Origin of the sequence: Acinetobacter lwoffii, from assembly GCF_015602705.1 — a bacterium.
Classification (GTDB): Bacteria; Pseudomonadota; Gammaproteobacteria; order Pseudomonadales; family Moraxellaceae; genus Acinetobacter; species Acinetobacter lwoffii_E.
Genome location: NZ_CP059081.1, coordinates 575,944 through 597,629, shown reverse-complemented (window position 1 = coordinate 597,629; position 21,686 = coordinate 575,944). Strand labels below are relative to the sequence as shown.

Sequence of the window (21,686 nt, the reverse complement as noted above, 5' to 3'; positions counted from 1 at the left end):
TAAAAAAGCGACCGATACCGGTCGCTTTTTTCAGCTTCGTGCTTTGTGTAACTGCCTTTTTCGCTCTAACAAGGTCTGTCCGGTGGCTGCCTTATAGGCCCGTGCCAAAGCCGACTGATCAGAATAATCCAGCTGCTCGGCAATCTCGGTCAGACCTAATCCCTGCTGCAACAACAGCTCGCAACGTTTAATCCGCTGCTGTTCCAGCAGTTTTTTAAATGAAGTGCCATGAGTGCTGAACAAGCGCTGCAAACTACGTGTCGACATCAACAACTGCCGGGCAAGCTGTTCAACTTTAATGGCCTGATGCTGGGTCCGCAGCTGTTCGGCAATCATTTGCTGCGCCTGTTCCAAATGATTTTCAAGGGGCGGCTTGGCTGCAATCGCCTGTTCTGCCTGATGAACCAGTAGCTGCAACAGCATTGGATCAGCCTGCTCAGACCCATGTGCCAGTCCTTGCAAATCCAGCTCTATGCCATAATAGTCCTGAGAAAATCTCACCTCACTGGCAAAAAACTTTTGATAATGTATTTTCGCCATGTCAGGCACATGGGCAAAACGTACACAATGCAGTAACAGTTGATGATCCTGCAAAATGACGCGTCCCAATTGCACCATCGCGGCCATGGTCAGCTCATTGAGCAGATTATATTTTTCATCCAGATAGGCCCAAAATAATTCAAGACTGTGTTCACGCTGCTTCAATTGCAAAGGTACAAACTCACTGCCATCAATCACCAGTCGTTGAAAGCGAATGATATGCCGGATCATTTCCGCAACGCTGCTGCTGCGCGAAGCCATATAGCCGAGCACGCCAAAATGTTCTGGACGAATAACCTGCACGATCTCGAAAATTAGTTGTGGACAGTTTAAATGTTGCCGGGTTCTTAACAGAAGCTGATTTAATAATTCCAGCGGCACTTGCGTGGCAAAAGGCTGATCAATCAGGGGGACAAGCGCTTCATGTACATCTTGCAGAAAGTCAGCTTCCAAAGGCTCAATTTGCAGACTGCGCAGATAAGTCGCCCAAAGCTGAATATAACCATTGGATATTTTAATTTCTTGCATGCGCGCTTCCCGCTGCCTGCTTTAGTCTAAGCAGTTTTATTTTCATTTGGCATAAAATGTATAAAAATTGGCAAGCACTGTCAAAACAATTACGGCATTCCCCGACATACTGTCAGCATCGTCACAAAAAAGAACTTCTAAGATGAATGCAGTATTAAAATCTTCAATAAAGCCCGTGGTCCGGACCCAGCTTGATTTTAAACTGGATGAAATTCCGCGCTACTGGTTTGGCGGCGATCCCTTTCTGACCCGCATGTTCGATGCCTTGAGCCTGACCTTTCCAGATGGCGAGCGTTATTTTATTCAAAGTGTGCGCCTGTTCCGCGATCAGATCACAGACCTGGAACTGCAACAACGTGTGGCAGATTTTATTCGTCAGGAAGCACAGCACGGCATTGCCCATGAAAAGATGAACCAGCTGATGCGTGAACAAGGCATGCCCGTCGATGATTTTATCGAACGTTTAAATAATATGTTCGCCTATGACCTCAAACATCGTTCAGCACAGTTCAATATTGCAACTACGGCAGCGGCAGAACACTTGACCGCGCTGATGGCCGAAACTTTTTTTGGACAGAAAGATACGTTAAGAGATGCCCATCCTTTTGTTCGTGCCATGTTTGCCTGGCATGCGATTGAAGAAATGGAGCATCGTGATGTGGCTTTTGACGTGATGAAAGATGTCGCGAAAACACCTGAATGGATGCGCAAAATGACCCTGCTCAGCACGACATTTTTGATGTTTAGTTATACCGTCTATCGCGCCAATGTCATGCTGAAACATGATGGCTTCAGTGTCTTGGAGCGTTTGCAAATGAACCTGAAAGGACTGCCTTGGTTGTTTGGCCGTAACGGCACCTTGACCCGCATGGGCCCACAATATCGGGACTGGTTTAAAAAAGACTTCCATCCTAGTCAGCATCCGGTTATTGCGCAATATGATGTCTGGGTAAAAACCTTAGCCGAAACCAATGACCCGATTCAGGCCGGTGAAGCCTTCTGGCAGGCCGCCAGAGATTAAGCTCAAATCAAAAAGCCTTCAGAATTGAAGGCTTTTAAATTAGGTCTTATGTCCTGCACTTTTACCATTTGGCATAATGCTGCTCAAGCAAGGCATATTCATTTAGTAAAATAATTTCCTGATCATCCTGCTGAATCGTTCCGGAAACCTTGGCTTGCCACTGACTAAACTGGCTCCCGACCAGACGCAGGTTGAGATTTTCATAACGGCGCCAGCCTGTGCTGACCATCAGATTCAATCTTTCATCCAGCGACTGAATCGTCCATTGGTTTTCCGATTCCTGTTGAAACAGCACATCGGCCAAGGGATAAATTTTCCCATTGATCCACAGACAGTTTTCGTTACCGAAGCTTTCATTTACGCCTGACGCCAGATTAATACCAATCCGGTTCTGGTTCAGATCCCAGAAATTACAGGACAACCAGAACCAGGCGGTTTCCGGGCGCAAAAAGCCGCAGGTATCATCCAGAGAGGCAAAGCTGCGTTCATTAAACTGGATGGTTTCACCTTGCTTGTTAATGAAAAAACCTTCACAGCCCAAGGTGGTTAATTTCTGGGTATAAGTCCAGCCATTTATGCCGGTCGGACTGCACATACTCAGTGGATTAGTTCCGGCACAAAAAATTCGCGCACTGAGTTTAATCTCGCCATATTTGCTGACATTGATATAACGCACGCCGTTGGCATGCTGGATATCGATCTGAAAAGGTGAATTATGGAAATAACTATGATTAAACAGTGGCTGTTCATCCAACACGGTGTTGCGTGACAGGAAATTAATCGCATTCCATTCCAGCACTTCATTGCTCATATGGTTATAGACATAGACAAAACCATGCCCTGCCCATGCAATATCGGCAATCGCCAGTCCAATCGTATAATGCTCGTGCTGAATACTACAGAATTTGAATTTTTTATATTTTAGATGCTTACGCCAGCCTGACAGCACATGACCATAAGGATTTTTGTATTGATATGCCTGATAGTCAATACTTTTTGGAAGCTCCTTGAAACGTCCATAACGCGGTTGTCCATTTGCCTGAATTAAATCCATTTAAGACATTCCATCTCAGTCAAAACTGTTTTTCCTTGGCAGTATTATGCCAATTATTAAATTTTGATAAAGAGATTTTTTAAACCGCTTATCGAATCATCAAGCCGGGCACAGGTTTAATTCAATCGCAAACTGCTTTAAATCGTGAGATAAGTATTTTCCCAGCGATTGCCGCTAAAACTACCCTCTAGCAGTTGTACGTAGTGGCCATAAACCTGATCGATGGCAATACAGTCATCTACATCCAGCACGCGGTCGGTATGCTGTTTTTGCCAGTGCCGGGCGAAGTAAGCTTTACCGCGCTGTTTAGCGACCATAGCATTCTGCGCAACCACCAACACATAACGATGTAACTCACCAAACTCACGTGGATCATAACCACCCAGATTAATCAGCCAAAGTTTTTCATCGGATTGCTGTGGCTGTGCATCAGTAAATTGCAGCACATAGGACTTGCCCTCGAACTCTAGCCCGTTGATTTGCGCCCAGGCATCAATATGCAAGCCTTTCTGTTCCGCAAACCAGGCATTTTTTAATTGCGGATAGGTATCTTCCAGACTCCCCCCCACAGCCAAAACCACATCATGAACTTCTGTATTGGCACGGGCATGACGACCACCGAGCATTACAATAAACAGGCTGGGCATTACATTTCCTTGTTAGTGTCAATCTTTAAGATCATTTCATTAATGCTTGCCAGTATAGCGCAAAGCTATTCCATGATGATGTAGCCCTCTGCCAAGGACAAATTTGCATCTTCAGCCTGACTGAATTTTCGCAAAACAGCATCCAGTCAGTCGGTATCGATATCCATATCGAGGATCAGTTTAAGTCTGTGTCGGACTCAAAAAACCATTTTCAGTGAATACAATTGGCTAGCGAATCATTTCCGATCATTTTCATCAGGATTTACAGCAGAAGATGATTATTTTTTTGTACAAAATACAAACACGGCTAAACCATACAAATCTGTACAAATTTTCACCCAAATTTCAATCTAAAGGCATATTTCGTTGACTGAAATGCGCTGAAAGACGATACTCTCAATGTTTTTATTTAAGCAAATCGGTTCAAAGAGACTGGGCCAAAAGTTCGGTCCTCAGAAACTCAATCCAACGCAAGGGGCTATATATGGCTGGTGGAAAGTCAACTATCATTTACACACTGACCGACGAGGCGCCATTACTGGCGACTTATTCTCTGCTGCCGATCATTGAGACCTTTACTAAGCCAGCTGGCGTTGAGATCGTCAAAAGTGACATCTCTGTAGCTGTGCGCGTGCTCTCCGAATTTACAGATTACCTAAGCGAAGAGCAAAAGGTGCCTGACACTCTAGCTGAGCTAGGTCGTCTTACACAAGATCCAGACACGAACATTATCAAACTCCCAAATATCAGTGCTTCTGTTGGCCAGCTAACAGCGTGTATCAAGGAACTTCAGTCTAAAGGCTATGCAATCCCTGACTATCCTGAAAACCCGACCACTGAAGAAGAAAAAGCAATCAAGGCACGTTATAGCAAATGTCTTGGTTCAGCAGTAAACCCTGTTCTACGTGAAGGTAACTCAGACCGTCGTGCGCCTGCTGCCGTTAAAAACTACGTGAAAAAACACCCGCACTCTATGAGCGAGTGGAAACAGTGGTCTCAAACTCACGTTTCACACATGGACGAAGGTGACTTCTACCACGGCGAAAAGTCAATGACTTTAGACCGCGCACGTGATGTGAAAATGGAATTGATCACCAAGTCTGGTGAAACCATTGTTCTTAAGCCAAAAGTTGCGCTTCAAGACGGCGAAATCATCGACTCAATGTTCATGAGCAAGAAAGCACTTTGCGACTTCTACGAGAAAGAACTTGAAGACTGTCGTGAAGCAGGCATTCTGTTCTCTTTACACGTTAAAGCAACCATGATGAAAGTGTCTCATCCAATCGTCTTTGGTCACTGTGTAAGAATCTACTACAAAGAAGCATTCGAAAAACATGGCAAGCTTTTTGATGAGCTTGGCATTAATGTCAATAACGGTATGGCCGGTCTTTACGAGAAGATCGAGGCGCTTCCGACTTCTCAACGTGAAGAAATCATCCGTGACCTGCACGCTTGTCAAGAACACCGTCCAGCACTGGCGATGGTTGATTCAGCAAAAGGCATCACTAACTTCCACTCTCCTAACGACGTCATTGTAGATGCTTCTATGCCTGCCATGATCCGTGGTGGCGGTAAAATGTGGGGCGCTGATGGCAAACCTTACGACTGTAAAGCAGTTATGCCTGAATCTACATTCGCGCGTATTTACCAGGAAATGATCAATTTCTGTAAGTGGAATGGTAATTTTGATCCAAAAACCATGGGTACTGTACCGAACGTTGGTTTGATGGCACAAAAAGCTGAAGAATACGGTTCACATGACAAGACTTTCGAGATCTCTGAAGCCGGTGTTGCAAACATCGTTGATCTTGAAACTGGTGAAGTGTTGATGTCACAAAACGTGGAAGAAGGCGATATCTGGCGTATGTGTCAGGTGAAAGACGCACCGATCCGCGACTGGGTAAAACTTGCAGTTACTCGTGCACGCAACTCTGGCATGCCGGCAATCTTCTGGCTTGACCCGTACCGTCCACACGAAAACGAACTGATCAAGAAAGTTGAAAAATACCTGAAAGATCATGACACCACTGGTCTTGACATCCAGATCATGTCACAAGTACGTGCAATGCGTTATACGCTTGAACGTGTGGCTCGCGGTCTAGATACTATTTCGGTAACAGGTAACATCCTGCGTGACTACCTGACTGACTTGTTCCCGATCATGGAATTGGGTACATCTGCGAAAATGTTGTCAATCGTGCCATTAATGGCGGGTGGCGGCATGTACGAAACAGGTGCAGGTGGTTCTGCTCCTAAGCACGTACAGCAGTTAGTTGAAGAAAACCACTTACGTTGGGATTCACTCGGTGAATTCATGGCGTTGGCGGTATCTTTAGAAGAAATGGGTATTAAAGAAGGCAATGACGACATCAAGTTACTTGCTAAAACTTTAGACCAAGCGACTGGTAAATTGCTAGATAACGACAAGTCTCCTTCTCGTCGTACTGGCGAATTGGACAACCGTGGTAGCCATTTCTACCTGGCGAAATTCTGGGCTGAAGAACTTGCTGCTCAAGACGAAAATGCTGAATTGAAAGCGAAATTTGCACCACTTGCAAAAACTTTAGCTGAAAATGAAGAGAAAATCGTTGCTGAGCTTGCAGCAGTTCAAGGCAAATCAGTAGACATCGGCGGTTACTACGCAGTTGATCAAGAGAAAGTAAATGCAGTGATGCGTCCAAGTGCAACTTTGAATGCAGCGCTTGAAACGATCTAAGCTTTTGCAAAACTGACTGAGTCAGTAATGTAGAAAAACCGGCGTCTAGGCGCCGGTTTTTTTATATCTGATTCATGCATCGCAATCACTGAAGTAATCTATTTTTTAAACGATGCTATGTAGTGTTATTTTCACGAGTTATCTTTTAAAACAAGCAGATAATTTTGAAGAGCAGAGAAAAAGAAACAGGTTATTATTTTTCAGGCAATAAAAAACCCCAAGACTGAATGTGCTTGGGGTTTTTTAGAATTTTGGTCCCGAGGGTCGGACTCGAACCGACACGTCATCTCTGACAGCGGATTTTGAGTCCGCCGCGTCTACCAATTTCACCACCTCGGGAGTGGATGAAAGGTATAATACGCGATTTCTCAGCACTGTCAACGCAGAATATTTTCATTTGTTTATTTTTAAAACAAATCGCATTTTTTCGTTTTAAAATCGAGCAATTCCCGCCATAAAAAAGAAAAAAGTTTATACTAGCCGCAGTTTTTTTAGCGTAAATCATCATGCAACTTTCTGATTTTAATTTTGATCTCCCCGATGAGCTGATTGCTCGCTACCCACTGGAAACACGCAGTGCCTCTCGCCTGTTGCACCTCGATGCCCAAGGTCAATATCATGACCATCAATTTACCGATATTCTGGATTTACTTGAAGACGGCGACTTGTTGGTATTAAACGACACCAAAGTCATGAAGGCCCGTTTAAAAGGTAAACGTGCTTCAGGCGGTGCGGTAGAAGTGCTGGTTGAGCGTATGCAAGATCGCTTTATTGCCTATTGTCATATTAAGGCCAGCAACACTCCGAAAGCCGGTGCAGAACTTTTTATTGGCCCGGATGCAGTGAAAGTGACCGTACAAGGCCGTCATGAAAATCTGTTTATTGTAGAATTTTCACAACCAATTCTCGATGTGCTGGATCAATACGGCGCCTTGCCGATTCCGCCTTATTTCAACCGTGAAGCGGAAGAGATTGATACTGAACGTTATCAAACCGTGTTTAATGACCCAACCAAACTGGCCAGCGTTGCAGCACCTACTGCCAGCCTGCATTTTGATGCCGATCTGTTGGCAAAATTGGAAGCCAAAGGGATTCAAAAAACTTTTGTGACCCTACATGTTGGTGCAGGTACTTTCCTGCCAGTGCGTACCGATGATATTCAAAATCACATCATGCACAGCGAATGGTGCGACGTCCCTGAAACTGCGGTCGAGATGATTCGTCAGACTAAAGCCCGCGGTAATAAAGTAATTTCTGTAGGCACGACTGCCACCCGTGCAGTCGAAAGTGCAGCACAAGCACATAACGGTGAACTGGCAGCCTGGACAGGTGATACCCAGATTTTCATCTATCCGGGTTATCAGTTTAAAGTGGTCGATCGTTTGATCACTAACTTCCATTTACCAGAATCGACCCTGTTAATGCTTGTGTCTGCCTTGTCCAATCGTGACAATATTCTGAATGCTTATAAGCATGCAGTAGACAGCCAGTATCGCTTCTTCAGTTATGGCGATGCCATGCTGATTGATCAGGCGAAATAAGCGAGAACCATTGCCCATGCCGATCGAGTCTGTACAACAGTCCATTCATATTCGCCGCAAGAAAAATGCAGTGGTGTTTCAAAATATCGCTCGGCTTTGGGATCTGGGTCAACAGGCCAAAACGCATCAGCAATTGCTGGATGGGCTGCATCCCTGGAATGGCCCGATTACGCTCAAGTTTGAAAATAACCTGCCGCTTGCGCTTGCCGGAATTGGGCTTTTTCTGATTGGCAGCATTTTTATTGCGCCGGGAAATATCTGGATTCAGGGCAGTGTTTTTCTCGGCTGTCTCTGTATCTTCTGGGCCTATATTTGCTATGAACAGCAGCAGCCCTTAGAGGAAGTCATTGCTTTTCTGGAAGAACAGGCACTGGCCAAAAAATATCAGCTTGCCTTTCAAAAACAGCCACTGCATATTTCCATGCCACTCAATCCCCTGCACTTTATCCGGCATTTAAAACAATTATTTCCAGTATTCAATCAAGGTTCGTTGAGTAATGAGATTCAGCGTTATGCCAGCACGGTCTGGGGAGATGAAAATGGCCAGCAACATCAGGTGCTACTGTTCCAATACCACTATATTGATGAAGTACAGGCCCGAAATAAGGAAGGTCAGCCAGTCAAACTGATGCAGGTCCATAAAGACCTGTGGGGCGTATTTGTGTTTGATATCCAGATTCAGGGACTGGCCGTTACGACTTCCAGAAAGAAATTTTATTATCCTTATAGCCATCCCTGGCACAGCAGCGATATTCGCACCAACCAGAGATTAAGCTTTTATGGCAGTGATCCGCTGCAAACTGCCAAATTACTCAGTCCGGGTTTTGTGCTGCGACTGGCAGAATTTTTTGAACAGCGTCAGGGTGATTTACTGTTTCACCCAGAAAATAAGATGCTGTGCTATCTAGGGCCCCATGATTTATTTCAGGTATCGAGCAAGCAGCAGAATATTAGCGATATTTCCACATTGCGCGGTCACCTGAGAACGTTTAAATTAAAACAGCTCGAAAACTTACAACATGATCTGCTGCAGTTTTTAAAATAAATTTTTCGCATCATTTTTAAAATATAGATATAGCTTGGGGAGATCTCGGATGGGATTTTTGATTTTATGTTTGGTCATTGTGGCACTGATTGTCGCGATTATCATGATCCGCAACAGTATTGTCCGTCATCACAACGCCACGATTCGCGCCTGGTCGGATGTCGCCAGTTATGAACGGCAAAAACTGAAAATTCTGGATGGGCTGCAACCGCTGGTCGAGCAATACTCGAGTTTTGAAAAAGGCACGCTAGAAAAAGTCACCGAACTGCGTCAGAACATCATAAACCTGAATATCAAGGATGCCGATATTGGACAATTACAACGCATTGAAAGTCTGAACAAACAGTTAATGCATAGCCTGAATGTCGTGATTGAAAATTATCCGGAACTGAAAGCCAATGACATCTATCTGAAAATGATGGCTGAAATTGAAGAACAGAATGAAAATGTCGGTGCGGCGATTACCATTTATAATCGCAATGTCGAGCTGTTTAACAACCAGATCCAGATTTTTCCGCACAACATCATTAATAATATGTTACTCAGAAAAAAAGTGGTACGTCCATTCCGTGATCAAAGCGTGACACAGAATTTTGATTACCGTCCGAACTTTCACTGAGTGAACAGCAAGATCTGATAAAATTTTGCATCCTTGGCGCATTAACTTATTATAAAAATAGCCAAGGATGCGGCTGTACCTATCTAAAACTTATAATATAAAGAATAAAAATTATGCTGGATTATTTAGAGCACTTGCAACAGACGCTGGTCGAGGAATTTTATCGGTTATACGACCATTATCAGGATGATCAAATCTATGCCTGTAGTCTGGTCTTTGACGAATTTTTACTGCTGGATGATCTGGCCATCTCGACTGAACGCAGTATTTTTAAAGATCCGGAAAATCCACAGCAATATCTGGCGGAACAGGATCGCTGGAATGTCCGGAAGTGGCGTTATCGGGCCCACGCTTTGCCCGACTCTGGACTTATCCCCTTTAAAACCTTACTGGCCGATTATTTTAAAACCCAGCACAGCTTTGGCCATCCGGTATTGGCACAGCAAAAACAGCTGCACGCGACGCATCTGGATTTATTGCTGGAGAGTTTTAAACAGGCCAAACATCGTCTTTCTGAAGCCTATGGTCTGGATCTGGATGGCATCCTGTTTTTCATGAGCCTGCCCACCCAAGTCGAATTTGAATGCCAATCTGCACAGACACTTAATCCTGAGCATATTCATTTACAGAAATTTCTGGCATCCAGACAAACTACTCATTTACCTGCCATGCAGAAACGCTTGAAACTCTCGCAAAACGACAAAGATATCTTGATTGATCTAGAGCAGATGCTGGTGATGGAGCCTTATGACTATTTGCAAGTGGCACAAGATGCCTATTTGCTAACCTTGGAATCCTACTTTGTCGATAGCAATATTTATATCCAGAAACTGATCCAGCATATCGCTGCAATGGCCTCAGAACCGGATGGCAGCTGCGCCCTCAGCCGGGAAGATATTCAGCAGCGCTTACAGCAGTTTTCTACACATCCCCCAATATCTCCGAATGTTCCCTTGCTTCAGCGATAAATAAAATTACAGAGCGAATGCTCTACAATGCTGGCGTTTAGTGTAAGAATCAAGGAAAATAGCGCCCTTTAGCTATAACAATCAGCGAACTGTTTTTTCGCCTTGATGTGGAACTCCTATGAAGTTTGAAAAATTAGGTCAGTCGGGCCGTGCCCGTCGTGGTCGTTTAACGCTTGAACATGGTGTGGTGGAAACCCCGATGTTCATGCCTGTGGGTACTTATGGTACGGTCAAGGGCCTGTTGCCACGCGACATTAAAGAGATCAAATCTCAAGTCATTCTGGGCAATACTTTCCATTTGTATCTACGTCCAGGACTGGATGTAATTCGTGAACATGGCGGCCTGCACGGATTTATGAAATGGAATAGTCCAATTTTGACCGATTCAGGCGGCTTCCAGGTCTTCAGTCTGGGCGCAATGCGTAAAATTAAAGAAGAAGGTGTCACCTTCCGCTCGCCGATTGATGGTTCAAAAGTATTTTTATCGCCTGAAATTTCAATGGATATTCAGCACACGCTGAACTCTGACATTGTGATGATTTTTGATGAATGTACCCCGTACCCTGCGACGCATGAAGAAGCGCAAAAATCTTTGCAACTGTCTTTACGCTGGGCCAAACGCTGTAAAACCCAGCATCATGACGTGCTGAAAAACCGTAATGCGCTGTTCGGTATTATTCAAGGCGGCATGTATGAAGATTTACGCGATGAATCTTTAAAAGGCCTGCTTGAAATCGACTTTGATGGTTATGCGATTGGCGGTCTGTCCGTTGGCGAACCCAAAGAGGAAATGATCAAGGTTCTGGATTATCTTCCAGAAAAAATGCCGGCAGATAAACCGCGTTATTTGATGGGTGTCGGCAAGCCCGAAGATATTGTGGAAGCGGTACGTCGTGGTGTCGATATGTTTGACTGCGTGATGCCAACCCGGAATGCACGTAATGGTCACTATTTTGTGACAGACGGTCTGGTACGGATCCGTAATGCGAAATATCGTCATGATCAAAGCCCACTCGATCCACATTGCGATTGCTATACCTGTACCAACTTCACCCGCGCCTATTTATTCCACCTCGAAAAATGTGGAGAAATGCTTGGTTCGATGCTGGGTACGATTCATAATCTGCGCTATTACCTGCGTTTGACTGAAGCGATGCGTGATGCATTAGACAACGGTACATTTGACGAATTTGTTCATGACTTTTATGCCCGCCGTGGCCTGGAAGTGCCACCTTGTCCGCAAGATTAATCCATCAGTATTTGCGCTGAGGAAAAAGACAATGTAAATTGCAAGAATATGTCAATTTATTATCGAGTTGATCACCAGTTTTTTATTTTAGGAAAATGTAATGAGCCTTTTTATTTCGACTGCTCACGCTGCAGGTGAAGCTGCACAACAACCAAGCATGATGGCGAACCTTTTGATGATTGCTGTTTTTATTGCAATCTTCTATTTCTTGATCTGGCGTCCTCAATCTAAACGTGCCAAAGAACACCGTGCTTTGGTCGACAGCCTTGGCGTTGGCAGTGAAGTGGTATTTGCAGGCGGATTAATGGGCAAAATCACCAAGATTGAAGGTGACTTCGCAGTGGTTGAATTGAGCCGTGGTGTAGAAGTCAAAGTTCAACGTGCAAGTGTGATTTCAGTCCTCCCTGAAGGCACTTTAAATAACCTTTAATCAAAAAAAGTCGTGCCCTCGCACGACTTTTTCATTTTAAGAAGAAAACGAATGCGTTACCCAGCATGGAAATATGTACTGATCCTGGTTGTCCTGGTGATCAGTACCTTATATGCCCTGCCAAGTTTGTATCCAGATGAACCTGCTGTACAGATTTCGGGTGCCAAAGCCGGTACTCAAATTGATGCAAGCATCGTACAAAAAGCAGAGCAAATTTTAAAAACTGAAAATATTGCCACCCATGACAATAGCTTTGGCAACAATGCAGCTTTATTACGTGTAGATTCAAGTGAATCGCAGCTTAAAGCTAAAGAGGCTTTACGTCGTGGTTTAGGTGATGATTACGTGGTTGCACTGAACCTTGCCCCGACCACCCCAGAATGGCTGCAAAAAATTGGTGCCAAACCAATGAAGCTTGGCCTGGATTTACGTGGTGGTGTTCACTTCTTGCTTGAAGTGGATATGGACAAGGCTATTTCCCAGCGTATGGAAACCTCTGCGACGGATCTACGTCGTCAGTTGCGTGATAACAACCTGAAATTTAATAGCCTGAATTTAAGCAACAACACCATTGTGATGCAGTTTGCCAACAATGATGACCGTTCTGCAACGATGGACTTCTTGCGCCGTAATGGCAATGAGTTTACCCAGCAGGCTGTTGCGACCGAGACCGGTTCGACCTTACGTCTAAACTATACTGATGTGCGTAAGCAAGAAATTGAATCTTATGCTGTCAATCAGAACTTGACCACTTTACGTAACCGTATTAACGAGTTAGGTGTGGCAGAAGCACTGGTTCAAACTCAGGGCAGCAACCGTATTGTGGTTGAGCTTCCTGGTGTGCAGGATACCGCTGAAGCGAAACGTGTCTTAGGTCGTACCGCGAACCTCGAGTTCCGTCTGGTGTCTGACCTGAATGATCAATATATTGATCCATATACCGGTCAGGCAACGGGTGCATTGCCACCAGGTACAGAAGTCTTTGCTTATGAGTCACTGGACAGTGGTCGTCAGCTCCTCTTGAACCGTAACCGTATCTTAACCGGTGAACGTGTTCAGAATGCATCAAGTGGCTTTAGCCAAGACACAGGCGGTGCTGAAGTTAACATTACCTTGGACAGCGCAGGCGGCAAACTGATGTCGGATGCCACCCGTAATGCGGTCGGCAAACGTATGGCCGTCTTGTTCATCGAGAACAAGCAGCGCATTAATTATGTGGAAGACCCTGCGACCGGCACTCAGACTGAAGTTCGTACCCCGTATACTGAATCTGTAGTCATTAACGCTGCAACCATTCAGGCAGTACTGGGTTCTCAGTTCCGTATTACTGGCCTGGACTCGCCGCAAGAAGCTGCTGAACTTGCCTTGATGCTGCGTGCAGGTGCGTTGGCTGCGCCAATGTATTTTGTTGAAGAACGTGTAATTGGTCCAAGTCTGGGTCAAGAAAACATCGATAAAGGTGTACTTTCAACTCAGATCGGTTTCCTTCTGGTCGCCATCTGGATGGTGGTATTCTTCCGTCTGTTTGGTGTGATTGCCAACTTTGCCTTGGTCTTTAACCTGGCGATGATTTTGACAGTCATGTCTTGGATTGGCGCTTCCCTTACCCTTCCGGGTATTGCCGGTATCGTCATTACCATCGGTATGGCGGTCGATGCCAACGTACTGATCTGTGAACGAATACGGGAAGAAATGAAATGGGGAGCTTCGCCAAAACAGGCGATTGTGGCCGGTTATGATCGTGCCTATAACACCATTTTCGACTCGAACTTGACCACATTCCTGGTGGCGTTCATTCTGTTCGCGATTGGTACAGGTCCGATCAAAGGCTTTGCCGTAACCCTGATGATTGGTATTGTCTGCTCGATGTTTACTGCCATTACAGTAACGCGTGCCGTGGTACAGCTCATTTATGGCAAAAAACGTAACTTGAAAAAGTTGAGCATTTAAGGAGATCACTGATGACTGAAAATACTCAACTGAATCAAAAACAGTACGGTCGCCCGGAAGACGAACGCATTATTCCGTTTATGAAGATTGCGATGCCTGCGGCATTGTTTTCAATCCTCTTAACCGTTGCGAGTATCTTCTTTATTGCCACCAAAGGCCTGAACCTCGGTTTAGACTTTACCGGTGGTGTGGCAGCCGAATTAAACTATACCAATCCGGTCAAACCTGAAGATGTCTCCAAGGCATTGAACCAGGCAGGCTTTAATGATGCTGTGGTTCAGACTTTAGGTTCTGAACGTGACCTGATGGTGCGTATGCCGGTTCAGGAAGATATCGAAGCTGAAGACCTGACCAAAGCTGTTACAGCCGCAGTTCAACTGCCAAATAATGCGGCAGAAGTACCGAAGGTTGATGTCGTCGGTGGACAGGTCGGTAATGAGCTCTATGTCCGTTCTGGCGGTGCTGTGGCACTTGCGCTCCTGCTGATGCTGGTCTATGTCACCATCCGCTTTGAGGTCAAGCTGGCTATGGGTGCAGTATTGTCACTGTTCCATGATATCGTCGTTACCCTCGGGATTTTTGCGATGATGCAGTGGCCATTTGACCTGACTGTACTTGCAGCACTCCTTGCAATCATCGGTTTCTCACTGAACGATAATATCGTGGTCTCTGACCGTATCCGTGAGAACTTCCGTAAGATTCGTGGTGCAGAACCGGTCGAGATTATCAACATTGCCCTGACTGAAACCCTGCGTCGTACCATTCATACCTCTATGACCTTATTGCTGGTGGTGCTTGCCATGATGCTGATGGGTGGTGATGGTCTGAAATGGTTCTCGATCGCGATGTTTGTCGGTGTCTTTGTCGGGACCTATTCGTCGATCTATATCGGTACGGCCTTTGCCTTGTGGCGTGGTCTGAACCGTCAGGACTTTATTGTTCAGGTGAAACCAGAATTTGAAGACGAGAACCAGATTCCATAATCTGTTCTGTTTCATGTTCATCGTTCAGCCCGTCTTATGATGGGCTGAATTATTTCTGCCGTTTGAATATGTGGCAGTGGGAAGAATCGCAATGACTGAATGGGTTTTCTCAATATCGGTTTTTTGAAAAATCACCTTTCTGCTTTCATCCAGACTTTGGAATTCATAATGATCCCGAGCTTCGCTCACCAACTGCAAAATGAGCTGCAGGCCATTGACCAGATACACACAGAGTATGCCTGCAGTGGATAACTCGGCCTGTTTGTCACAAATCAGCCACCAGCCCGGTTTTAAGCTGGGAAAATAATACGACCCTGCTACCTGAATCGCATAATGCTGTGATTGCAGATGAAAAATATCCTGATTGAATGAGAGCGGTGAATCCAGGGAGATAAGTGCAAATGCCTGCTGTTCTATTACCTGCATTTGAAATAGTCTGCCTTGCTCTGGTATTGAAACTAATTCAACTTTTGGTTCAACCGACTGATCTAGAATGAACACATCTAGACCCAGTTGTTGTTCCAGTTCCCTTGCAGCCTTCTCCCCGATCTGACGTTTGCTATTCAGTAATTGCGCAATATATGAGGCTGACAAACCGAAATGCTCACAGATTTCTTTGCCAGTTTTAAATTGCTGCGTCTCGATCAGCAGATCAATCACCTTGGCCAGATTATTTCGTCTACGTTCAAATATTTCGGTCGCGCTCATTTTGGTTTGCTGGTCTGTTTTTTATCCATATGATTCAAATACCTTACAATAAAAAAGCCCACAATTGAATTGCAGGCTTTTTAAACTTACATAACAGGAATTAAGTACCCTGTACCAGACGACGCGCGCTGATAATTCCCGGTTGCTGCTCAAGACGGGCCAGCAGCTTGGAAAGTTGTGCCAGACCTTTGACTTCAATCAGCAGCTTCATATTGGCAATACCATCCGCTTCCGAAATGGTATTCACCTGACGGATATTGATCTGATCCGAGAAAATCACTTGCGTGAGATCTTTGAGCAAACCGCGTCGATCATAAGCTTCCACCACAATCTGTACGCTCTGACCACGAGTCGGCTGCATTTCCCAATCGGCTTCTACCGCACGCTCAGGCTCTTGGGTGATCATGCGCACATAGTCCGGACAGGCCACCTTATGAATGCTCACTCCACGATTCAGAGTGATATAGCCAGCGATCGATTCACCATGCACCGGTTGGCAACATTGCGCGACATGCAGTTCCACGTTATCTAAACCGTCGATCAGAATCCCGTGCGCTGACAGTGTATGACTGGCACGCGGGTTCAAGGCAGGTTTCAGCACCAGCTCAGGCTCGTCCTGATCCAGATGCATGTGACGGTTCACCTGATTAATCAGGGCATGCAGGCTGATATCACCATTGACCAGATTCACCAGAATGTCATCACCGGTTTTGACATTGAAGTGGTTGCAATAATCACTCAGATCAATCGATTTCGGATGAATTGCCAGACGTGACAATTCTTTGTTCAGTACTTCACGGCCGACTTCCAGGTTCTTGCTACGATCCTGCTGACGGAACCAGTGACGCAGCTTGTCCCGCGCACGGGCAGTCTTGATATAACCTAATGAATTGACCAACCAGTCCCGATTCGGTTCCCGGTCTTTTTTGGTCAAAATCTCGACCTGCTCACCTGTTTTCAGGGTATAAGTCAGCGGCACATAGCGCTGATTCACCCGTGCGGCATAGCACTTGTTCCCGACCTCGGTATGCACATGATAAGCAAAGTCGAGTACGGTCGAATCACGTGGTAGCTCTTTGATATCGCCATCACGACTAAACACATAGATCTTTTCGAAGCCTTCAAAATCTTGAATATGCTCAAAATTCTCTATTTCATCTTCAGATTCTTTATGTGCACTGCTTTCATTACGTTCTTGATAATGCTCAAGTACCGCACGTAAGGAATGCAGACGATGGTTAAAGGAGCGATCTGTGGTTTTCGCGCCTTCTTTATAATTAAAGTGTGAACACACCCCAAGTTCAGCTTCGTCATGCATTGCATGAGTACGAATCTGCACTTCAAGTGACTTGTTCTCGGCAATCACCGCAGTATGCAAAGAACGATAGCCATTGGCTTTCGGATTGGTAATGTAATCATCAAACTGATGCGGAATGTGGCGCCAGATCTGATGCACAATACCTAAAGTGTGGTAACACTCCGGCACACTTTTCACCAGTACCCGTAAAGCACGAATATCATAGAGCTGATCAAAGCTCAGGTTCTTGCTTTTCATTTTTCGATAAATCGAATAAATGTGTTTCACCCGGCCATTAATTTCAGCTTCGATGCCATGCTCGGCCAATTCATTGCGTAATTTATCAATCACAAACTGAATATACTGTTCACGCTCCAGACGCTTTTCATTCAGTAAGGAAGCAATTTCTTTATAACGTTCCGGCGCAAGATAACGGAAAGCCAGATCTTCCAGCTCCCATTTCAGCTGGGCAATACCTAAACGGTGTGCCAGTGGCGAGTAAATGGTCAGAATTTCTCGGGCCACCCGTTCCTGACGCTCACGCGAGGAATTGGCCAGTTCACGCAAGGCATAAGTACGTTCGGCCAGCTTGACCAGAACAACACGTACATCTTCAGTGACCGAGATTAGCATTTTGTAAATGCCAGACAGATGTTCACGCTGGTTATTATTGAAATGATCTTCCAGACGCTTATTTTTTTCGATCAGCTCAGACAGCTTACCCATGGCAAGCGTACCTTTGACCAGGCTATGCACCTGTTCGCCGAACTGTTCCAGTACTTCACTGAGTGGCATGACGCCTTCACGAACAGCACGATACAGCATGGCTGCGGACAAAGTATCTTCATCCACATGCAGATGTGCCAGAATATCCGCCATCTCAATACCGGTATAAAAGGTATTGGAGCGGTGCTGAACCGTACTTTGCAGCTCTCTTTCTAATGTTATGTGGGCGACTTCTTCGAGCTGCGTTAAAGGTGCGCCATCTAATATGCCACGAACCCGATCCAACCATTCAGTCAGATCCTGGTGTGCTTGTTCGGCATGTTCTACAGTCGTCTCCTGTGACAACTCATTGAGTCGTCCAGGGAGTTGCTCACGTACTGTGACCATACCCGTCTCCTACTTTTAAAAACATCATTTCTTTAATCGTTTATTTGATTTTCTTTTTCGAACAATGCGATTGATTCCACATGTCCAGTATGTATAAACATATCCATCACGCCCGCCTGGGTGAGACGATAGCCCTGTTGTACCAAGAGTCCTGCATCTCTGGCGAGTGTCGCAGGATTACATGACACATAAACGATTCTTTTAGCTCCAAACTGAGGGAGATAATGCATGACTTTTTCTGCCCCGGCACGTGGCGGGTCGATTAATAATGCATCAAAACCTTGATTTGCCCAAGTATGGTGCGAGAAATCTTTGGTTAAATCTTGTGAATAGAACGCTATTTGTGCAATACCATTGTTTTTGGCATTTTCCGCACCACGTCGAACCATTTCATCACTTCCCTCGACCGCAATCACCTGACCCGACGCACCAACACAGCGCGCCAGCGGCAAAGAAAAGTTTCCTAATCCACAAAACAGATCCAGAACCCGTTCACCCTGTCGTAGCTGAAGCAAATCACATGCCAATCGTACCATTTGCGGATTGATGCTTGAATTTACCTGGGTAAAGTCCAGAGGATTAAAGCCGAATTTCACATCAAAGTCATCAAGACCATAGTGTAAGCGTGCAGATGCTTCTGGATCATCTATCCGCGAGAGCGTTTCTTTGCCGGCAGGCTGCAGATACAGTTGCCAGCCTTTCTGTAACGTAAATTCGCGCAATTGGTTGACATCATCGGCAGATAATTTTGCAGTTTCACGCACCAGCAGCGCAATGTCCTGATCCCCCATGGCCAATTCTATATGACCGATGTCAGCCTTACCATTGAGACCTTGCAGCAATTGTTTAAGACGTATAACCGAGCCAAACTCGCGATCCAAGATCATACAGCGATCAATCGACGTGAGTTTGTTGGACTGATTTTCACGAAAGCCCACCACCAGCTGATCCTTGGAAGGCAGATAACGCACCCCGATTCGGGCTTTACGACGATAATCTTCACGTTGTGAACGTAAAGGCGGTAACCATTGATCAGGCTGGATTCCGGCAAAATGCTGAAGATGTGATTTCAGCACATTCTGTTTCAGTTCAATTTGCGCATCCGCAGCAATATGCTGCATATTACAGCCACCACAAACGCCAAAATGTGAACACACCGGCTTCACGCGAATCTCAGAAGCGTCGCTCAACAATTCAAGGCTGTCAGCTTCTTCTAGCTTCTTAACTTCTCGGGTAATGCGGGCACGCACGATTTCACCCGGCAAGGCATAACGGATAAAGACTTTCTTGCCATGTTTATGCTGCGGATGATCCGGATGTGAACCATAATGAGCGATGCCACGTCCCTCATGCGATAGTGACTCAACCTGAAAAATATACTCGGGTTGCTGGATAGGACGTGCTTGTGCTCGATGTTTCATGAAAACCTAGGGTGTGGAGATGGGAAAATCAAATTGGGTAAATTCAGTTCGTTGTGAAGTTTCACGCCAGACTGATAAAAAGTCCGCATGTTGCGGTTGAGTCTGCAAATATTGAATCGTGCTTTGCAGCAGATGCTGATAATCCGGCAGCAACAGCTGGCCTTTTAACAGCAACCAGCGGATATACACCAGCCAGGTATTCAGGACATCACCTTCACAATAAGACGTTAGTTCGGTCCATTGCTGATTGCGGACATATTCCGGAACCCGATAGGCTCCGTCACCGCGCTTGCCTGGATAGCCCAGCAAATGTGCAACATCATCCAGCTTCTGGAAATGACGGGCATGAAACATGGCCATCACATCCATCAAGTCGACATGACGATGATGGTAACGATTCTGGTAGTTATTATAACGCTTTTGCGTATCAATTTCGCCCTGATCGAACAGACTCGGTGCAGAGAGCCCATGATACATGGCGCGGTATAAAATCACTGGTAAATCAAACTGTGAGCCGTTCCAACTCACTAGAGTCGGATGGCGCTTGTCAAAAATCGACAAGAATTTTTTCAAAATTTCTGCTTCAGAATGCTGTTCTCGGCTAAACGAAAACAGCTTCATGCCCTGCTCATCCATCCACAAACCGGAAATACAGACGATTTCATGCAGCGGCAAACGCTGAAAATCCGAGCCTGAATCCTGACGGCGTAATTTGGTCAAGGCCTGATCCAGATCTGCTTCGGGCAGGTCCAGACCAAACAGATGCGCGCCTGATTTGAGATCGGTTTGGGTTTCAATATCGAAAGTTAAAACAGGTAGGCGCATAAAACAGTGCTCAAATAATTATTCAGGATCTTGTACAGAGAATAACCCTGTAGACAAGTAACGGTCACCACGGTCACAGATAATACACACAATTACTGCATCCGGATGTTCTTCCGCCAGTTTAATCGAGGCCCATACTGCCCCACCAGAAGAGGTTCCGGCACTAATGCCTTCTTTCTGTGCCAGCTTACGCATGGTTTTTTCAGCTTCGATTTGTGGAATATCAATAATGCGATCGACTCGGCTGCGGTCGAAAATGGTTGGCAGATATTCTTCTGGCCAGCGACGGATTCCGGCAATGCTTGAACCATCAGATGGCTGTAAACCGACGATCTGAATATCAGGATTCATTTCTTTCAGGTATTTCGACACACCCATGATGGTGCCGGTGGTGCCCATAGAACTGACAAAATGGGTAATCTTGCCACCGGTTTGCTGCCAGATTTCTGGACCCGTGGTCAGGTAGTGTGCTTCGACATTGTCCGGGTTTCCAAACTGATTCAGCACTAGACCCACGCCATCATTTTGCATTTGAGCAGCAAGATCACGTGCACCTTCCATGCCCTGCTCTTTGGTTACTTCTATCAGCTCGGCACCATAAGCACGCATCGCATCCTTACGTTCCTGACTCATATTGTTCGGCATGATCAGCTTCATTTTATAGCCACGCATTGCTGCGACCATCGCCAATGCAATCCCCGTATTTCCGCTCGTTGCCTCAATCAGGGTGTCACCCGGCTTGATCTGCCCACGCTTCTCGGCCTGCATGATCATATTGTAGGCCGGACGGTCTTTGACCGAACCTGCCGGGTTATTGCCTTCGAGTTTCGCGAGTACTGTAGCTTGAGTGTGACTTGCCAGACGCTGTAAACGCACCAGCGGCGTTTTGCCTACATAATGGTCTAACAAAAATTCATCTGCTTGAAAATCAGGGGTGGTATTACTCATTATTTGCACCTATATCGAGGTGCGGCTATTGTATGAAAAAATGCTTTTCCCTGCACCCATTTAGCAAGGCTTTTTCAGAAAAC

At 45.6% G+C, this 21,686-nt stretch carries 18 protein-coding genes and 1 tRNA gene; 10 read left to right on the top strand and 9 right to left on the bottom strand.

Annotated features, from left to right (window positions below; all coding sequences use genetic code 11):
• Nucleotides 1-30: 30 nt before the first annotated feature.
• Nucleotides 31-1,068, bottom strand: coding sequence for an AraC family transcriptional regulator (locus H0S56_RS02810; protein ID WP_195725612.1), 1,038 nt, complete (start codon nt 1,066-1,068; stop codon nt 31-33).
• Nucleotides 1,069-1,210: 142 nt separating this feature from the next.
• Here H0S56_RS02810 and H0S56_RS02805 point away from each other — a divergent pair, with 142 nt between their 5' ends.
• Nucleotides 1,211-2,089 carry a metal-dependent hydrolase gene (locus H0S56_RS02805; protein ID WP_195725611.1) on the top strand — a complete coding sequence of 293 codons (879 nt, stop codon included), beginning with the start codon at nt 1,211-1,213 and terminating at the stop codon, nt 2,087-2,089.
• Nucleotides 2,090-2,150: 61 nt separating this feature from the next.
• On the opposite strand, the gene H0S56_RS02800 is transcribed toward H0S56_RS02805, so the two are convergent.
• Together H0S56_RS02800 and H0S56_RS02795 are read right to left on the bottom strand one after the other, a co-directional pair.
• Entirely contained in the window at nt 2,151-3,143 is a 993-nt protein-coding gene (locus tag H0S56_RS02800) for a DUF2804 domain-containing protein (RefSeq protein ID WP_195725610.1), read from the bottom strand.
• 137 nt (nt 3,144-3,280) lie between these two features.
• The gene (locus H0S56_RS02795; RefSeq protein WP_195725609.1) at nt 3,281-3,790 is read right to left on the bottom strand and encodes a DUF1543 domain-containing protein; all 510 of its coding nucleotides are present in this window, start codon (nt 3,788-3,790) and stop codon (nt 3,281-3,283) included.
• Nucleotides 3,791-4,274: 484 nt separating this feature from the next.
• On the opposite strand from H0S56_RS02795, the gene H0S56_RS02790 reads away from it, so the two are divergent.
• Entirely contained in the window at nt 4,275-6,506 is a 2,232-nt protein-coding gene (locus H0S56_RS02790) for an NADP-dependent isocitrate dehydrogenase (protein WP_195725608.1), read from the top strand.
• 252 nt (nt 6,507-6,758) lie between these two features.
• On the opposite strand, the gene H0S56_RS02785 is transcribed toward H0S56_RS02790, so the two are convergent.
• Nucleotides 6,759-6,845, bottom strand: a tRNA-Leu gene (locus H0S56_RS02785).
• 167 nt (nt 6,846-7,012) lie between these two features.
• Here H0S56_RS02785 and queA point away from each other — a divergent pair.
• The 8 genes from queA (at nt 7,013) to secF (ending at nt 15,291) form a co-directional block, all read left to right on the top strand.
• Nucleotides 7,013-8,047, top strand: a complete 1,035-nt coding sequence (queA, locus tag H0S56_RS02780; RefSeq protein ID WP_005106092.1) for a tRNA preQ1(34) S-adenosylmethionine ribosyltransferase-isomerase QueA — start codon at nt 7,013-7,015, stop codon at nt 8,045-8,047.
• 16 nt (nt 8,048-8,063) lie between these two features.
• Complete coding sequence (locus H0S56_RS02775) at nt 8,064-9,092, top strand: hypothetical protein (RefSeq protein ID WP_195725607.1); 1,029 nt, start codon at nt 8,064-8,066, stop codon at nt 9,090-9,092.
• A gap of 49 nt (nt 9,093-9,141) precedes the next feature.
• Nucleotides 9,142-9,711 (top strand): LemA family protein, encoded by a 570-nt coding sequence (locus H0S56_RS02770; RefSeq protein WP_195725606.1) that lies wholly within the window; start codon nt 9,142-9,144, stop codon nt 9,709-9,711.
• A gap of 113 nt (nt 9,712-9,824) precedes the next feature.
• A complete protein-coding gene (locus H0S56_RS02765) occupies nt 9,825-10,679 on the top strand; it encodes a DUF4303 domain-containing protein (protein WP_195725605.1) in 855 nt (284 codons plus the stop codon).
• A gap of 118 nt (nt 10,680-10,797) precedes the next feature.
• A complete protein-coding gene (gene tgt / locus H0S56_RS02760) occupies nt 10,798-11,928 on the top strand; it encodes a tRNA guanosine(34) transglycosylase Tgt (protein ID WP_005248047.1) in 1,131 nt (376 codons plus the stop codon).
• A 100-nt stretch (nt 11,929-12,028) separates the two neighbouring features.
• The gene (gene yajC / locus H0S56_RS02755) at nt 12,029-12,358 is read left to right on the top strand and encodes a preprotein translocase subunit YajC (protein WP_004645158.1); all 330 of its coding nucleotides are present in this window, start codon (nt 12,029-12,031) and stop codon (nt 12,356-12,358) included.
• 51 nt (nt 12,359-12,409) lie between these two features.
• On the top strand, nt 12,410-14,308 hold the full coding sequence (gene secD / locus H0S56_RS02750) for a protein translocase subunit SecD (protein ID WP_004733746.1): 1,899 nt from the start codon (nt 12,410-12,412) through the stop codon (nt 14,306-14,308).
• An 8-nt stretch (nt 14,309-14,316) separates the two neighbouring features.
• A complete protein-coding gene (secF, locus tag H0S56_RS02745) occupies nt 14,317-15,291 on the top strand; it encodes a protein translocase subunit SecF (RefSeq protein ID WP_171066787.1) in 975 nt (324 codons plus the stop codon).
• Between the two features lie 24 nt (nt 15,292-15,315).
• On the opposite strand, the gene H0S56_RS02740 is transcribed toward secF, so the two are convergent.
• The 5 genes from H0S56_RS02740 to cysM form a co-directional block, all read right to left on the bottom strand.
• The gene (locus H0S56_RS02740; protein WP_195725604.1) at nt 15,316-15,999 is read right to left on the bottom strand and encodes a LexA family transcriptional regulator; all 684 of its coding nucleotides are present in this window, start codon (nt 15,997-15,999) and stop codon (nt 15,316-15,318) included.
• Nucleotides 16,000-16,099: 100 nt separating this feature from the next.
• On the bottom strand, nt 16,100-18,409 hold the full coding sequence (locus tag H0S56_RS02735; RefSeq protein ID WP_114541825.1) for a RelA/SpoT family protein: 2,310 nt from the start codon (nt 18,407-18,409) through the stop codon (nt 16,100-16,102).
• Nucleotides 18,410-18,441: 32 nt separating this feature from the next.
• Nucleotides 18,442-19,830, bottom strand: coding sequence for a 23S rRNA (uracil(1939)-C(5))-methyltransferase RlmD (gene rlmD, locus H0S56_RS02730; protein ID WP_195725603.1), 1,389 nt, complete (start codon nt 19,828-19,830; stop codon nt 18,442-18,444).
• A gap of 6 nt (nt 19,831-19,836) precedes the next feature.
• Nucleotides 19,837-20,655, bottom strand: a complete 819-nt coding sequence (locus tag H0S56_RS02725) for a 3'-5' exonuclease (RefSeq protein ID WP_044110575.1) — start codon at nt 20,653-20,655, stop codon at nt 19,837-19,839.
• A gap of 18 nt (nt 20,656-20,673) precedes the next feature.
• Nucleotides 20,674-21,603: a cysteine synthase CysM gene (gene cysM / locus H0S56_RS02720; RefSeq protein WP_195725602.1), complete on the bottom strand. Its 930-nt coding sequence runs from the start codon at nt 21,601-21,603 to the stop codon at nt 20,674-20,676.
• Nucleotides 21,604-21,686 lie beyond the last annotated feature (83 nt).

What these genes read in the sequence shown, in the direction of transcription:
- H0S56_RS02810 (WP_195725612.1), bottom strand. Translation starts at nt 1,068, where the DNA reads ATGCAAGAAATTAAAATATCCAATGGTTATATTCAGCTTTGGGCGACT.
- H0S56_RS02805 (WP_195725611.1), top strand. Translation starts at nt 1,211, where the DNA reads ATGAATGCAGTATTAAAATCTTCAATAAAGCCCGTGGTCCGGACCCAG.
- H0S56_RS02800 (WP_195725610.1), bottom strand. Translation starts at nt 3,143, where the DNA reads ATGGATTTAATTCAGGCAAATGGACAACCGCGTTATGGACGTTTCAAG.
- H0S56_RS02795 (WP_195725609.1), bottom strand. Translation starts at nt 3,790, where the DNA reads ATGCCCAGCCTGTTTATTGTAATGCTCGGTGGTCGTCATGCCCGTGCC.
- H0S56_RS02790 (WP_195725608.1), top strand. Translation starts at nt 4,275, where the DNA reads ATGGCTGGTGGAAAGTCAACTATCATTTACACACTGACCGACGAGGCG.
- queA (WP_005106092.1), top strand. Translation starts at nt 7,013, where the DNA reads ATGCAACTTTCTGATTTTAATTTTGATCTCCCCGATGAGCTGATTGCT.
- H0S56_RS02775 (WP_195725607.1), top strand. Translation starts at nt 8,064, where the DNA reads ATGCCGATCGAGTCTGTACAACAGTCCATTCATATTCGCCGCAAGAAA.
- H0S56_RS02770 (WP_195725606.1), top strand. Translation starts at nt 9,142, where the DNA reads ATGGGATTTTTGATTTTATGTTTGGTCATTGTGGCACTGATTGTCGCG.
- H0S56_RS02765 (WP_195725605.1), top strand. Translation starts at nt 9,825, where the DNA reads ATGCTGGATTATTTAGAGCACTTGCAACAGACGCTGGTCGAGGAATTT.
- tgt (WP_005248047.1), top strand. Translation starts at nt 10,798, where the DNA reads ATGAAGTTTGAAAAATTAGGTCAGTCGGGCCGTGCCCGTCGTGGTCGT.
- yajC (WP_004645158.1), top strand. Translation starts at nt 12,029, where the DNA reads ATGAGCCTTTTTATTTCGACTGCTCACGCTGCAGGTGAAGCTGCACAA.
- secD (WP_004733746.1), top strand. Translation starts at nt 12,410, where the DNA reads ATGCGTTACCCAGCATGGAAATATGTACTGATCCTGGTTGTCCTGGTG.
- H0S56_RS02740 (WP_195725604.1), bottom strand. Translation starts at nt 15,999, where the DNA reads ATGAGCGCGACCGAAATATTTGAACGTAGACGAAATAATCTGGCCAAG.
- H0S56_RS02735 (WP_114541825.1), bottom strand. Translation starts at nt 18,409, where the DNA reads ATGGTCACAGTACGTGAGCAACTCCCTGGACGACTCAATGAGTTGTCA.
- rlmD (WP_195725603.1), bottom strand. Translation starts at nt 19,830, where the DNA reads ATGAAACATCGAGCACAAGCACGTCCTATCCAGCAACCCGAGTATATT.
- H0S56_RS02725 (WP_044110575.1), bottom strand. Translation starts at nt 20,655, where the DNA reads ATGCGCCTACCTGTTTTAACTTTCGATATTGAAACCCAAACCGATCTC.
- cysM (WP_195725602.1), bottom strand. Translation starts at nt 21,603, where the DNA reads ATGAGTAATACCACCCCTGATTTTCAAGCAGATGAATTTTTGTTAGAC.